The sequence below is a fragment of the Pseudomonas antarctica genome, assembly GCF_001647715.1.
GTDB lineage: Bacteria > Pseudomonadota > Gammaproteobacteria > Pseudomonadales > Pseudomonadaceae > Aquipseudomonas > Aquipseudomonas antarctica_A.
Genome location: NZ_CP015600.1, coordinates 369,945 through 384,353 on the forward strand (window position 1 = coordinate 369,945; position 14,409 = coordinate 384,353).

13 protein-coding genes and 1 tRNA gene are annotated in these 14,409 nt (G+C 56.5%); 3 read left to right on the forward strand and 11 right to left on the reverse strand.

Annotated elements, in window-relative coordinates; all coding sequences use genetic code 11:
- Nucleotides 1-11: 11 nt before the first annotated feature.
- From A7J50_RS01455 to A7J50_RS01470, 5 genes are all read right to left on the reverse strand, one after another.
- Nucleotides 12-440 carry a MazG nucleotide pyrophosphohydrolase domain-containing protein gene (locus A7J50_RS01455; RefSeq protein WP_064450226.1) on the reverse strand — a complete coding sequence of 143 codons (429 nt, stop codon included), beginning with the start codon at nt 438-440 and terminating at the stop codon, nt 12-14.
- A 633-nt stretch (nt 441-1,073) separates the two neighbouring features.
- Complete coding sequence (locus tag A7J50_RS30330) at nt 1,074-1,370, reverse strand: hypothetical protein (protein ID WP_082895812.1); 297 nt, start codon at nt 1,368-1,370, stop codon at nt 1,074-1,076.
- A complete protein-coding gene (locus tag A7J50_RS01460; RefSeq protein ID WP_064450227.1) occupies nt 1,367-2,347 on the reverse strand; it encodes an integrase domain-containing protein in 981 nt (326 codons plus the stop codon). Before A7J50_RS01460 ends, A7J50_RS30330 begins: the two co-directional genes overlap by 4 nt.
- Nucleotides 2,348-3,256: 909 nt before the next feature.
- Nucleotides 3,257-4,579 (reverse strand): tyrosine-type recombinase/integrase, encoded by a 1,323-nt coding sequence (locus tag A7J50_RS01465; RefSeq protein WP_064450228.1) that lies wholly within the window; start codon nt 4,577-4,579, stop codon nt 3,257-3,259.
- Between the two features lie 173 nt (nt 4,580-4,752).
- Nucleotides 4,753-4,828: transfer RNA gene (locus A7J50_RS01470), tRNA-Thr, on the reverse strand.
- 816 nt (nt 4,829-5,644) lie between these two features.
- Here A7J50_RS01470 and A7J50_RS01475 point away from each other — a divergent pair.
- Both A7J50_RS01475 and bcsQ read left to right on the forward strand, forming a co-directional pair.
- Nucleotides 5,645-6,397, forward strand: coding sequence for a cellulose synthase operon protein YhjQ/BcsQ (locus tag A7J50_RS01475; protein ID WP_237140878.1), 753 nt, complete (start codon nt 5,645-5,647; stop codon nt 6,395-6,397).
- Between the two features lie 169 nt (nt 6,398-6,566).
- Entirely contained in the window at nt 6,567-7,472 is a 906-nt protein-coding gene (gene bcsQ / locus A7J50_RS01480; RefSeq protein WP_064450229.1) for a cellulose biosynthesis protein BcsQ, read from the forward strand.
- Between the two features lie 241 nt (nt 7,473-7,713).
- Here bcsQ and A7J50_RS01485 read toward each other — a convergent pair whose 3' ends face one another.
- The 5 genes from A7J50_RS01485 to A7J50_RS01505 form a co-directional block, all read right to left on the reverse strand.
- The gene (locus A7J50_RS01485) at nt 7,714-8,901 is read right to left on the reverse strand and encodes a methyltransferase (protein ID WP_064450230.1); all 1,188 of its coding nucleotides are present in this window, start codon (nt 8,899-8,901) and stop codon (nt 7,714-7,716) included.
- Nucleotides 8,882-9,571, reverse strand: a complete 690-nt coding sequence (locus A7J50_RS01490; protein ID WP_064450231.1) for an ABC transporter permease — start codon at nt 9,569-9,571, stop codon at nt 8,882-8,884. Before A7J50_RS01490 ends, A7J50_RS01485 begins: the two co-directional genes overlap by 20 nt.
- Nucleotides 9,571-10,263: an ABC transporter permease gene (locus tag A7J50_RS01495; protein ID WP_064450232.1), complete on the reverse strand. Its 693-nt coding sequence runs from the start codon at nt 10,261-10,263 to the stop codon at nt 9,571-9,573. The genes A7J50_RS01490 and A7J50_RS01495 overlap by 1 nt, the downstream gene beginning before the upstream one ends.
- Nucleotides 10,264-10,337: 74 nt before the next feature.
- Nucleotides 10,338-11,090 carry an ABC transporter substrate-binding protein gene (locus A7J50_RS01500; RefSeq protein WP_064450233.1) on the reverse strand — a complete coding sequence of 251 codons (753 nt, stop codon included), beginning with the start codon at nt 11,088-11,090 and terminating at the stop codon, nt 10,338-10,340.
- A gap of 13 nt (nt 11,091-11,103) precedes the next feature.
- On the reverse strand, nt 11,104-11,877 hold the full coding sequence (locus A7J50_RS01505; protein ID WP_053253869.1) for an ABC transporter ATP-binding protein: 774 nt from the start codon (nt 11,875-11,877) through the stop codon (nt 11,104-11,106).
- 555 nt (nt 11,878-12,432) lie between these two features.
- Here A7J50_RS01505 and gabP point away from each other — a divergent pair.
- A complete protein-coding gene (gene gabP / locus A7J50_RS01510; RefSeq protein WP_064450234.1) occupies nt 12,433-13,824 on the forward strand; it encodes a GABA permease in 1,392 nt (463 codons plus the stop codon).
- Between the two features lie 140 nt (nt 13,825-13,964).
- Here the strand turns inward: gabP and A7J50_RS01515 are convergent, their stop codons facing one another.
- Nucleotides 13,965-14,378 (reverse strand): hypothetical protein, encoded by a 414-nt coding sequence (locus tag A7J50_RS01515; protein ID WP_053253871.1) that lies wholly within the window; start codon nt 14,376-14,378, stop codon nt 13,965-13,967.
- Nucleotides 14,379-14,409 lie beyond the last annotated feature (31 nt).

The following is a 14,409-nucleotide window of genomic DNA, read 5'->3' on the forward strand; positions in this document are numbered from 1 at the left end:
ATCTGCATTGGTTACTTTTTGGAGTGGTTTTCCAATAACGCTTTTATTTTTGGTTCGGGCTTCCAATAGTTTGGACCCTTCAAAAATTTTCCATTCTCGTCATAAATTGGCTGTCCATCTGCGCCCAGTTTGCTTTCATTGCTATCCATAATGATGTCTAGCACTTCCTCGAGAGGGATTCCGTACTTAGTTGCCTCAGAACGGCAATAGACAATGACATCTCCCAATAAATCTGCGATTGCAACTTTAATCTCAATATCGGCTTCGTTGTTATGTATCTGCTCAACAATAATATCTAGTTCCTCCACTTCTTCTGCAAGAGTTTTTTTGAACTTCAAAAGCCGGGATGCAGTGTCTTCGAGTAAAACTGGCTGCTCATTGATAGGCAATTTGTACATAGTGTTCATTGCTTTGATTCGGTCTTTGAAATCTCTATTCATATATTTCTCTCAACGTCTGATTTGACTGTGGAATATTTTTTGAAATTGGTGTTTTCGATTTACCTCATTAGTTTACTCCTTTTTATTTGAATTCGACAGGTCTAGGGGTGGATTTTTAAAAAGTGGATTTTAATATATACGAACAAATATGATATAAGCTTAAGTGGCTGGGTTTGGAGTGAGTTACTAATGATCTAATGATTAAAATCACTAGCAAAGATCTAGTATATTTAATTGAAGTTTTTAATTGGGGTTTCAATTAGTTTTAACATTACGTGCAGAGCCATTCTTTATTTTTGAGGCGTACTAAAAATCTATGCAAAGGCCTGATGTGCATCAGTACTCCCCGGTATCCCGGTTCTAAAGGTAATCTGGAGGTAACACTCAATAACATTTCGTGTAGCTTTCGTTTTGGGTCCGGGCTGTGAGAAAGTGATTTATGGCCAGTTTGGTAGTCTGAACTACAACAAAAAGCGGGTTTCTACGAAAATTTTAGGTCTGCTGACTAACCAGGCGCTGGCGGATGTTATGTAGCAACGCAGACTTCACATCGGTGCATGTGTTTTCACACAATTGGGTAGTCTGTGGGCCTGTCACTGTCGTTACAAACTCCCTACCGGGATTGATCGTCCGTTATGCATGTTGACCTTCATTCGGCATGTTGAACTGCCAAGGTTTCCCTAAGCGAAGAGTAAGCAGAAGAATGGTTAGCAGATAGTAATAGCGCGTCGATTTCGCATGCTGGTTTATGTGATGATTTAGAAACCATACGAGATATTTTCTTTTCCATGTCCATGGATTATCTCGGTTCCAGCGTTCATAAATGGCTGCTTGAATAGTCTTGGCTTGGCGGATGTGACGTTCGCGTGTGGCATGTGCGCCGGTCAGTACTCCAGCCAGGAACAGCTCCATATCGAACGACGTGCTCATACTCGACCACCGATGTAGGCCGATACCACGTCAGTACGACCGTGCCCCAGCTCATAGCTGATTTGCACTCGGGCCTGCTGATCAAGGTGCCGGTCGAGCTGGTGGCAACTGCCTCCGTTGATGGGTGCGAGATGATTAGTGATTTGCTCATAGCGTTCGCACGCATAGGCCGCCCGCAATTCGTGGAAGCCTTTGAGGTTGTGCGTATGGAGGATGTCCCGTGCAGGGCGGACGATCTGCCGTTGAAAATCGAGGTAGCTTTCGTTCAGCGCAAGCAGGTTGCGGCTACCGTCAGGCGAGACTTGTTGGGCGAATGCCAGTACGTCGCGGATGTGATCATCTACTGTAATCCAACGAGATGCCGACGCGCCGGAGCGGCCCCCTTTGGTGCCGTCCTGGATGTTGATCTTGCTGTAGTGTTCGACCTCACGTTTTAGACGCGGCAGGTCGGCCAAAATGGCCTCGCGCAGGCGCATGCCGGTGGCTCGCGTCAACTGAGCGATGGCCGCGGCGCGTGGCATTTGGTGTGCGCAGAGCACGTCGACGATCCGCGTCACCTGTTCGCGGTCTTGGCCTTGTGGCAGCGAGCGACGAACACTGGTGCGCCGCATTTCCAACGCCTTGCTCGGACTCGTCACTTTCACATACTGATCACCGCGAAGCGCGGCCATGGTTCGGTTGACGCTGGACAATCGGTTTTGCGCGGTGGCGATGCCAATAGCGCCTTGTTCAACTTGGTGACGCAGATGCTCCGCGTAATCCAGCAAGGTCTGCCGATCAATCTGCCGCGCATCGTTAAGCCCCGGCCCATCTTCCGACCGACACCAGCGCACGAACGCCTGCCAGCGATCGCTGTGCGCTTTGACCGTGCCGTAATGGCCGCCGCCAAAAAGATCTTTGAGCGCTTGCGGCCCGGCATAGCTCAGTTGCCGGCCATAGCCAAAATTGCGTCCATCTCGCCTGCTTATCAGTGCCATGATCAATCTCCTCTCGAAGCCAAAACCTTTGAAACCTTCCCCACGTCATCCCGCCAAGAATGTTGAGTGTTATCAGGGATCAAGGCCCCTGCGACCTGTGAGGGTTGTCCACTAACGCGGGACTGGCGGCTCTTTACGACCGGGAGCTTGGGTATCTCATGATCTGGCCTCCTGAGCACTTCCGAGGAAGTGGGCGGGTGGAGGCTGCGCTGGCTGACGAGACCAATGCCACGAGATCCTGAGTCGAGTGAAGGCAGTGATGCGATGACCGAGGCGTGCCTGACTGTCAGTCAGGTGCAGTCCATTCCGTGGTCTGCGGCACCATCATCTGCGTCGCTGTTGTTGGTGACTTCGGTGTTTGTCACGCCGATTGTCACGAGTGGAGTTGCCGCAAAGCCACGTGCGATATGGGCTGCAGCAGAGGTAGGAGCGCCCGTCTCTTTCCGGGAGAAAGAGACGGGCGCAGGTTGGCGCAATGAAATGGCCAAGCGGATAGGTTGCTGCAGGGCAGCTAGGAAGGGGATGAGTTGCCGCAATGGGCACATTGGTAAAAGTAGGCATCCATCACATTGCTGTGACCGTGCGAGCCGCCGGACGCTAATCGCACTTGGGGTGAACCACCACGGTGTGGCGTAGCCTCAAAGGTTCGGGCTACCTGGGTTGCTGTCAACGACAGCTCATTGCCCGATCTTTTCTACGCCTGTGGATAATTTGGGTCAAGGCTCGAATTTTTGGGAGTTTTGCGGCTGTGGATGAAATTATCCACCGGTGGAAATCTGTGGTTTTCCTCAGACAGTTGTGTGGGCTTTAGATTTTTAAGTGAGGTCCATCCAAGCAGGGCGGCTTTGCAGCCCTGTTTGGATGGACCCGCGTGGACAAGCGGATCACTGAGATATGAAGGCCGAGCGCTTACTCGGTTGCGCCACGTTTTGCTTTTAGGCGAGTAACGTTCGCTCCGGTCTGGTTCGCAAATTCGTGTGGAGTGACATGCTCCTGCCGGTTGGTCTCTAGGTACCGGCTCCACCAGTTCATGATCAGCCTGCGCTCCTCGATGAACTCTGCTTTGTGGATGTAAGCGGCGCGTACGTTGTTGCGCTCCTTGTGGCTCATCTGCCGCTCAATGGCTGTCTCCGACCACAATCCTGACTCGATCAGTGCGCTGCAGGCCATCGAACGGAACCCATGCCCGCAGATATCGGTTTTGGTGTCGTATCCCATCGTTCGAAGCGCGTTGTTCACGGTATTTTCGGACATGGGCTTCCAGGGCTTGGCATCGCCTGCGAAGACCAATGCGAAGTTACCTGTGAGCGTATGGATTTGTTCGAGTAGAGCCACGGCTTGCGGCGATAAGGGTACAAGGTGGATGTCCCCGGCCATCTTCGTACCCCTTGTGGAAAAGGGTACTCCCTCCAGCGCTGGCCGAGTGTCTGGGATTTCCCAGGTGCCGCGCTTGAGGTCGAATTCGCTCCAGCGTGCGAAACGCAGCTCGCTGGAGCGTACAAACACATGCAGCGACAGCATCACCGTCAGACGGGTAAGTGCCCGGCCTTTATAGGTGTCGATCCGCTCCTGCAGTTCCGGCAGTCGCGATAAGGGTAGAGCGGGGCGATGTACCACCCGCGGGGCTTTGATCGAGCCTTCGAGGTCGTAAGCAGGGTTTGTGGTGATAAGCCGGAGGCGTTTTGCCTCGCGCATGATGCTCTGCAGGTAGTTTTGTACCCTTAAAGCAACGTCTATCGTTCCGCGTTTCTTGATGGCTTCCAAGGGCTGCATGAGGTCATGGGTGTCGAGATCGACAATGGCGCGGGCGCCGATCAGCGGGAATACGTGGGTTTTGAGGCGGCTCATCACCGTCTTGGAATGGCCTGGTGCCCACTTGGCCGACATTTCTGTATGCCAGTCCAGTGCAACGCTTTCAAAGGTTCTGCCTTTGATCACGGCCTCCACCTTGGCTTGGTGCTTGGACTCTATAGGGTCTATGCCGTTCGCGAGCATCTGTTTGATCTCAAGCCGCTTACGGCGTGCATCGGCGAGCCCTACAACGGGGTAACTGCCGAATGCGGTAAGGCCTTCCCGGCCATCAGGTTTGACATATCTGAGGCGCCAGCCTTTGCGGCCATTGGGTTGGACTAGAAGGTAGAGGCCGTCGCCGTCGAAAAGCTTGTAGGCGCGGTCGGTGGGCTTGGCTGAGCGGCAAGCTGCGTCGGAGAGTGGAGCAGTGGTGCGCGACATAAGGGTACTCCCTTTTATCGAAGTGACCTTCTACCCCAAACTCTATCCTTAAAACGGTTGGAATCAACCAGAATTCACCGGAAACCGACGGAACGCCAAAACGAAAAAACCCGCCAGAAGGCGGGTTTTTCGGGGGTTCCAGAGATTTTGAAAGCCTTCTATGGAACCTTGGATGGTGCCGGCACCAGGAGTCGAACCCGGGACCTACTGATTACAAGTCAGTTGCTCTACCAACTGAGCTATACCGGCGTGTTAGGGCGACGATTATAGCGATTGGCAAGCTTCTGTAAACCCCTGAATTCTGACTATTTTTGCAGAAACCAAGGTTTTTTTGCGATGGCTGCGTTTTCGTCGTCTCTGGAGCTGCAAATCAGCTTCAATTCCCCCCCCGTAACGGTCGGCAAATTCCATGTACCCCAACGCCTGCGTCGGGCCTTTCGAGTCGGGATACGTCACGGCGCATTCACCACGCCGCATCCCGGCGGGGTCCACAGGGTTGGAGAATACGCGTTGCGTATCCGGCTTGTGGCTTACGTCCGCAGGGTTTGTGTCGTGAGGTGGGTGTTTTGGCTTGTTGTGTAGGCGTGTAGATATATGTGTGTGCTGATACGAAGTCGGTTTGAGCGATACCCACCTGTCTCTCAATCACGAAAAAATCAGCAAGGTTTGTCTAAAAAAGGCTCATGAGTCGGCTAGCGCATTGTTGTAGAAGTGAATATTCAAAAAAAACGACAAGCCATAAAAATGACGTCATGCCGCTTATCTGAAAGGATTCTGATACAAGCACCAAAACACTGACACTATCATTGTGATATCACACAATGCCGCCCTTGTTTGATCAGCAGTGCAAAAGGGGAGCAGTCAGTGGGGCGTGCAGATCACCTTTCAAAACCATACACCGCGCCCGCTGTGCCCGATTTGCGCGAGCCGCGGTTGGCTGAGCCCCTGCAGCGTTTGCTGGATCACTTGAACCGAGGAGGAGCAGAGTCTCTTCACCCGCCTGAGGTGTTGGACGGTTCACCTGCCGCTGTTTATTCAGATGGGTCTGCGCCGAAGGTGGTGGTGGTGGTTTCTGCGACAGGCGGCGTGGGCCGCAGCACGCTGGCTGCTGCACTTGCCAATGGTCTGCAACGCCAGGGGCACCCGGCGCTGGCGTTGGACCTGGACCCGCAGAACGCGCTGTTTCATCACTTGTGCCCAGGGTTTGATCTGCCGGGCCTTGGCGCAACCAGCCTGCTTAACCAGACCTGGCAAGCCTTGCCCAAACGAGGTTTTGCCGGGTGCCGTCTGGTGACCTTCGGGAAGACCAATGCTGTGCAGCAACAGAGCCTGAACCGCTGGCTGGGGCAGGACCTCGAATTTCTTGGCAAGCGCCTGGCTGGGCTTGGGCTGAATGGCGAGGACACGGTGGTCATCGACGTCCCTGCTGGCAACACGGTGTATCTGACCCAGGCGATGTCCGTGGCGGATACGGTGCTGGTGGTGGTTCAGCCGGATGCGGTTTCGTTTCGTGGTTTGGCCAGGATGGACGAGGTGCTCGCGCCGTATCTTGCGAACGCATCGTCACCTCAACGGTTTTACGTGATCAACCAGGTCGATGGCGGCCATGCTTTCAGCCAGGACATGGCAGGTGTCTTCACGTTACACCTGGGTGATGCCGTATTGGGAACCGTGCGGCGTGACTTAGCGTTCAGTGAGGCGCAGGCCTATGGGCGAGACCCGCTCGACCCAGTGATCAACAGCGTCGGTTGCCAGGATGTAAATGCGTTGTGCCGTGCCTTGAGTGCGCGCATGCAGTTAGCAAGTGCCGGCCATTAAATTGACTATTTACCGTCTGTCTAAAAAGCAATCAGTGAAAACATCAAAATAATGACACTTTGTTGCTCCTGTCACAGAATGCGACAACTGGGACGCCTACAAGAAGACCTGCGGTAAGTGCTGCTTGCCGACCTTTCACGTCTTTAAGCTGCGTCGTGAGGAGCAGGCTATGAGCCTTAGCGAAGAACTGTTGGCATTGTTCGGCAAAAACGTGACCCATGATGCCCAAGGCATTAATGCGCGCATGCACTTTTTTGGCAGCGTGCCTGCTAATGAAACCACCCCTGCCCAATCCCAATTGACTGATATTGCAGCGCTGCGCCCCAAAGTGGTGGCGTTGGTGTCGATGAATGGCGGTGTCGGCCGTAGCACCCTGGCCACGGCCTTGAGCAGTGGTTTACAGCGCCACGGCGAGTCGGTGGTGGCGCTGGATCTTGACCCGCAAAACGCCTTGCACCATCACTTCGGCGTCAGTGCCACATTGCCCGGTATCGGCCGCACCAGCCTGGAGCATGGGCAATGGCGCCCGTTACAGCAGATTGGCTTCGCCGGTTGCCAGGTGATTACCTTTGGCGATATCGACATTGAGCAGCAGGAAAACCTCGAACGTTGGCTCAAGCACGAGCCTGCCTGGCTGGCGCAGCGGCTCGCGTCGCTGGGCCTGAGCGAGCGGCAGACGGTGATTATCGATACGCCCGCCGGCAATAACGTCTACTTCCATCAAGCGCTGAACGTTGCCGATGTGGTGTTGGTGATCACGCAAGCCGACGCCGCATGCCTCGGTACGCTCGACCATTTCGACGTACTGCTCGCGCCGCACCTTGAGGGTGAGCGCCCGCCAGTTGTGCATGTGGTGGTCAACCAAGTGGATGAGAGCAGTGCATTCAGTCTGGATATGGTTGAAGCGTTCAAGCAGCGGTTGGGGAAAGCGCCGCTGGAGATTCATCGCGACATGGCCATCAATGAAGCCTTGGCGTTTGCAACTGACCCGTTGGATACCGTGGCAAAAAGGCTGTTCACTGACGATCTGAATGAGATTTGCCGGTTGTTGAAGGCCCCGAAAAAAACGGCCTAAAGTGCTGTTTATTCGCTTGACGCTAAATGCTTATGCACAATCGGTTGGTTGCTGCTGCCACGAAACAGCGATTTTGTGGCGCTGTTCTCAATGCGCTGCAACTGCCTGTTTTGTGTGCGTTTTATTTTGTGAACAAAAAATGACCAGGGTGGCTTTTGGTCTGTAGCACTGATAGCTACAGCCTCTGTGAATAAACTATCAACAGAGTTATCCACAGGGCGCATGCAGGAAAAATTGCTCCCTAATCGCGCTCAGCCAGCACCATCAAGTTGCGCGGGGTCAGCGTGGGTTCGCAGAAGCTGCCTACCTCGACTTTATAGCCTTGGTCCGCCAGGAAAAGTGCCCGGTCAAGCACCAGCCACATTTCCAGGGGCCGCCGAAACAGCGCTCGTACCAACTCCAGGTTTCGCACTTGCGCCAAGCGGCGCCAGCCGTGCGCCTCAAGCGTTACCCAATCCTGTTCGCCTGTGGCAAACCCCTTGAGGCCTGCCAGCTCCCGGCAATAGTCGGCAAAGGGTTTGTCCAGCCAGTGGGCGGGCAGGGAGGGCGTGGCCAGGTATTCGTCACGGCCGCGTAACTGCCTTTGCAACTGATCAAAGCCCAGGCGCCGGGCCATGGAGGTGTCGCGTTGCTGGCGTACACGGTTGCCAGCGGTGACGGTTTCGCTTAGCGGCAGCCCCAGATCATCGACCGACAGTTGCAGCCGTGACGCACGGCCAACCCTCGATAACGCTTGATAGTGGTCAGCGCTGATGCGGTTGTAACAGCAAGGCGCCAGCGCCAGTTGCTTGCAGCCCGCTGCGCTGGCCAGTTGCAGCAGGCGCACGTGCAGGTCGCCGCAGGCATGCAGGGCGACGGGTGTGTGGTCGGCGCTGATCGACACAGGCGCCATCACGTCTTGCAGGCGATGGTTAGCGGGCAGGCCGTGATGGTCGCTCAAGGCCTGGCCCGAGGCGATCAGGGCCGGGTCGTATTCGAGGCAGGTCAGGTGTTGACCGGCTTGCAGCAAGCGGCGGCCGAGGTGGCCTTTGCCGGCGCACCAGTCCAGCCAATGGGTGGGTGTTTCGGCGAAATTAAGTGCGGTGCCGAAGGCTTCAATCTGTTGCCACTTGCGGCCAGGTACGTCGACATTCAGGCGATGGCGAGCGGGTGCAAGCGCGTGTGTCGGTAACCTGTCCACAGCACTGAGCTGCAACGCCTGCGCAGCCAATTGTGCAAAGGGGGCGGGCGCCGGCAGGTCATGGGGGTGGTTGTGACAGCTTTCAGCCTCGGCCAACGAGCGCTGGCGCAGCCACTGGGCCAGCTCGGGATGTTGGGTTTCCCAGGGTAACTGCAGGTGCGTAAAGGGCCGTGGTCGCCACAGCCCTTGGTGCTCGATCAGAAACGCATCCAGCGCTTCAAAGCGCGCTTCAGCGTCCCTGGCAGGCATCGACGCGCAGCCAGCGTTCGAGCAGTTTGAAGCCTTGCACTAGGATGCAGGAGAGCAGCAGGTAAAACACACCAGCTGTGAAGAACATTTCTACGTTCAGGTAGTTACGCGCGATGATTGTCCTAGCCATTCCGGTCAGTTCCAGAAGTGTCACGGTACTCGCCAGTGAGCTGGCCTTAAGCATCAAAATGACTTCGTTGCTATAGGCCGGCAGGCCGATGCGGGTCGCGCGAGGCAAGATGATGTAGAACAGTGTCTTCGGCTTGGACATGCCCAGCGCCCGTGCCGCTTCGATTTCACCCGGTGGTATAGCCTGGATGGCGCCGCGCAGGATTTCGGCAATATAGGCGGCCGTGTGCAACGTCATGGTCGCCGTGGCACACCAGAAAGGGTCGCGCAAGTACGTCCACATGAAGCTCGCGCGCACGGCATCGAATTGGGCCAGGCCGTAGTAGACCAGGAACAACTGCACCAGTAGCGGTGTGCCACGAAAGAAAAAGATGTAAGCGTAAGGCAGGGAGCGTACGTACCAGCGTTTGGATGACCGCGCGATGCCCAGTGGAATGGCGAGTAGCAGCCCGAATATTACCGCGATACCTACCAATTCCAGCGTCAGAATGGCGCCCTGAATAAATTTCGGCAGCCACTTATAGATGACTTCCCATTCCATTACGTCGTCCTCACGAAGCCGCGGGCGGCGCGTTTTTCCAGGAAGTGCATAGCGATCATCGACAGCGACGTTAGGCCCAGATATATGATCGCGGCGGCAAGATAGAAGGTAAAAGGCAGCTTGGTCCCAGTCACGCCGATCTGCGCATGGCGCATGATTTCTTCCAGCCCGATCACCGACACCAGTGCGGTATCTTTCATCAAAATCATAAACAGGTTGCCCAACCCCGGCAGGGCGATGCGCCACATCTGCGGCATGATCAACCGGGTGAAAATCCGAAACTTCGACAGCCCCAACGCCACACCGGCTTCGTGGTGGCCTTTGGGGATGGCGAGGATCGCGCCACGAAACACTTCGGTGGCGTAGGCGCCAAAGCACAGCCCCAGGGCGATAACCCCGGCAGCAAAGGCACTGAGCGAAAGGTCGGGGTTACCGAAAAACTCGCCGAGGGCACGCATCAGGTTGACCGTGCCGAAGTAAATCAGCAGCACCCACAGCAGCTCGGGAATGCCACGAACGATGGTCGAGTAAGCACCGCCAAGCCATTGCAACGGCTTGTAGGGGGACGTCTTGGCCAAGGCGCCGGCAAGGCCCAGCACCAGCCCCAGGCACAAGGCCGTGAGCGCCAGTTTGACGGTCATCAGCGCGCCGGCGGCGAGGGCCGGGCCGAATCCGTAGAGATCGAAATTCATGGTGTTTTCATATCGCGGCAGGCATTGCTAAAAGCCGGCGCGCTCAAGCGAGCGCGTCGGTCAGGCCGTTCAGATCATTCGATGCTGAACGGGAAGTACTTGTCGTTGATCTTCTTGTAGGTGCCGTCTGCCTTGATCTCTGCCAGGGCTTTGTTCAGGCGCTCGCGCAGTGGGTCGCCTTTACGTACGGCGATACCGATCTTGTCGCTTTCTACAACCGGGTCGCCTTTGAATTCATAGGCCGAACCGTCTTTGCTCTTGAGCCATTCGTACTGCACGTACTTGTCGGCGAGGATACCGTCGAGGCGGCCGGAGGTCAGGTCGAGGTAGGCGTTTTCCTGGGTGTCGTAGAGCTTGGCCTCGGTGTCCGGCAGCTTGTCTTCCAGGTAAGTACCGGCCAACGTCGCGCGCTGGGCGCCGATGATCTTGCCCTTCAGGTAAGCCGCGTCGGTCTTGAAGTCCGCAGTGGCTTTAGGTGCGATGAATTGCAGCTTGTTGGAGTAGTACGGGTCGGTGAAGTCGACAGCCTGCTTGCGTTCATCGGTGATGGACAGCGAGGACACCAGGAAGTCGAACTTCTTGGCGTTCAGGGCCGGGATGATGCCGTCCCAGTCAGACACATACACTTCGCACTTCTCGACTTTCATCTTGGCGCACAGGGCGTCGCCGATGTCTTTGTCGAAGCCGACGACGTTGCCGCTGGCGTCTTTATTGTTGAAGGGCGGGTAGGCCGCCTCGATCCCCATTTTCAAGGTTTCTGCCATGGCCGTGGCGCTGAACGCCATCGAAACGGCCGCGGCCAGAAGGAATTTTTTATAGTTCTGCATGCATGTTGCTCCGTTAGCGGTTGCTGGACATGAATTGTTTGCAGCGCGCCGAAAGCGGGTTTTCAAACACCTGCTGTGGCGATCCTTGCTCTTCGACCAGGCCCTGGTGCAGGAACACCACTTCACTGGAAACCTGACGGGCGAAGCCCATTTCATGGGTGACCAGCAGCATGGTGCGGCCTTCTTCGGCCAGCGCGCGGATCACATTAAGTACTTCCTGGACCATTTCCGGGTCAAGCGCCGATGTCGGCTCATCGAACAGGATGACCTTGGGCTGCATCGCCAGGGTGCGCGCAATGGCCGCCCGTTGCTGCTGGCCGCCGGACAGTTGCGCAGGGTAGGCGTGGCGTTTATCGCTGATGCCGACCTTGGCCAGCAGGGCTTCGGCCACTTCTATCGCTTCGGCCTTGCTCTGGCCAAGCACACGACGGGGCGCCTCGATGATGTTGTCGAGGATGCTCATGTGCGGCCACAGGTTAAAGTTTTGAAACACAAAACCGATTTCGCTACGCAGGCGGTTGATCTGCTTGCCGTCGGCGGCCATCAGCTCGCCGTTCTTTGCAGCCTTGAGCTTGAGCTCCTCACCGGCGACCAGGATCTGACCCTGGTGCGGGTTTTCCAGCAGGTTGATGCAGCGCAGGAATGTGGACTTGCCGGAACCGGAGGAACCCAGGATCGAGATCACGTCGCCGTCGCGAGCGGTCAGCGAGATACCTTTAAGTACCTCCAGCTCACCATAGCGTTTGTGCAAGTTGCGGATTTCAAGCGCGGGCGCGGCCTGGGCCATGTGCGGTCCTCATTGTGTTCATTGCGTTCTTGCTGTTGGGCCGCCTTCCTGGCGAGGCGCCAAGCTAGCATAGCGTTCGGATGGCAGCCAACAGCGCTACGGACTGTTAACGGGTGGTGTGCGGCAGGGTGTCGCATCGGCACAGCAGCGTGTCGCGCCATCAACAACCTAACAGACGTTTGAACCCGATAAATCCACAGGCTTCGCGTAAAAAAGGGCGCGATGGTGCCAGCTTTGGCCGGGTGTTGGAAGGGTTAACCGGGCAAACGGTCCATATCAGCCCCCTAATGGGGCGTCACGCACTTTTCGTGTGTGTTTTTGGTGCGCGCAGGCGTCTTGAAAGTGAGTCGCTCGGTAACGCTATAGCGGAATGCCATTGTTCTCAATGACTTGCGACGGCTGATCAATTGTCCTACAGCCCGCGTCAATCGCGACCTTGTAACATTTTGGCGCAAATCTTGCGTAAAAAATAAAGAACGCCCCGTTGGTTTCTTTTCACGAGAAAGATCGCAGGTCGGGCGGACCGTTTTCGCAATTCCTCGCAAAGGTGTGTCAATGAGTAGTACGCAAAGCTCCAATGACCTCGAACAGGGGCTCAAACCGCGTCACGTCACCATGCTGTCGATTGCCGGCGTTATTGGTGCCGGTTTGTTTGTCGGCTCCGGCCACGCGATTGCTGCCGCCGGCCCTGCAGTGCTGCTGGCCTACGCGGCTGCCGGTACGCTGGTGGTGTTGGTGATGCGCATGCTCGCCGAAATGGCCGTGGCCTCGCCGGACACCGGTTCGTTCTCCACCTACGCTGACCGCGCGATCGGTCACTGGGCCGGCTTCACCATCGGCTGGTTGTACTGGTGGTTCTGGGTGCTGGTGATTCCGTTGGAAGCCAACGCGGCGGCGACCATCCTCCATGCCTGGTTCCCCAATGTGGCGATCTGGGCGTTTACCTTGATCATCACCTTGCTGCTGACGGCGACTAACCTGTTCAGCGTGAAACATTATGGTGAGTTCGAGTTCTGGTTTGCCCTGATCAAAGTCGTGGCGATCGTGGGCTTTGTGATCCTTGGTCTGGCTGCCATTTTCGGCTTCCTGCCGACCAGCCAGGTCAGCGGCGTTTCGCACCTGTTTGACACCCAGGGCTTCATGCCGAACGGCATGGGCGCGGTGCTGGCGGCAATCCTGACCACCATGTTCTCCTTCATGGGCACCGAGATCGTCACCATCGCAGCAGCGGAATCGAAGAACCCGGGCCAGCAAATCACCAAGGCCACCAACTCGGTGATCTGGCGGATTGGTTTGTTCTACCTGCTGTCGATCTTCATCGTTGTGTCCCTGGTGCCATGGAATGATCCGACCCTGGCGGCCGTAGGTTCCTACCAGACCGTGCTGGAACGCATGGGCATTCCAAACGCCAAGTTGATCGTTGACCTGGTGGTGTTGGTTGCCGTGACCAGTTGCCTCAACTCGGCGCTGTACACCGCGTCGCGCATGTTGTTCTCCCTGGGTCGTCGCGGTGATGCACCGGCTGTGGCCAAGCGCACCAACAAGAGCGGCACGCCTTACTGGGCGGTGATGTTGTCGACTGGCGCGGCGTTCCTGGCGGTATTCGCCAACTACGTGGCCCCGGCGGCGGTGTTCGAATTCCTGTTGGCCAGTTCCGGCGCTATTGCGTTGCTGGTGTACCTGGTGATTGCCGTGTCGCAACTGCGCATGCGCCAGAAGCGCACGGCAGCGGGCGAGAAGATTGTCTTCAAGATGTGGCTGTTCCCCGGCCTGACCTACGCGGTGATGGTGTTCATCGTGGGTACGCTGACTATCATGCTGTTCCAGGAAGCACACCGGGTCGAGATCATTGCGACCGGGATCCTGAGCTTGCTGGTGGTGTTGGCGGGGTTGTATGTGTCGAGCCGTCGCAAGGCTCAAAGGGCAGGCGCTGCGGTACTCAATTGATGTGACGGCGTGCTGCTTCTGGAGCACGCCATCAACCATGGGGGAGCGGGCTTGCCCGCGATGACGGACTGACAGTTGAGATCTTCTTCGACTGACACGCCGCAATCGCGGGCAAGCCCGCTCCCACATTTGGTTTTGTATCAGTCCTGGGCGCCAATCAGCGCTTGGGACGCGGCAACATAATCGGCCTGGAATTGCGGCGACTCGACCCACGCCAGTGCCGCGGCTTCATCCTCGGTATCCGTCGCCCATTGCCGATACTCGATCAGCGCCGCCAGAATAAAGTCGGTCGCCTCTTCCTCACCTTCCTGCTCCAGCACCACCGCCAACAACGGGTGCGCCAGGAACACCGCACACAGTGCCTGCTGGCTGGTCTCGCCTGCGGTGCGCATTTCGACAAACAACTCGGTTAAATCCACTGACTCAAGGTCAATACGGCTGTCGTCGCCTGCGAATGCATCCGGCTTGGTCGCAACGGCGCGCTGCGTACGGTTTTGCTTGGCCTTGGCCTTGGCCCGGTGGGCACGTTTTTGCTGCTTGTTCGGCGAGGCCATGGGCTCAACGTCCTTGGGGTCTGGATCTGGG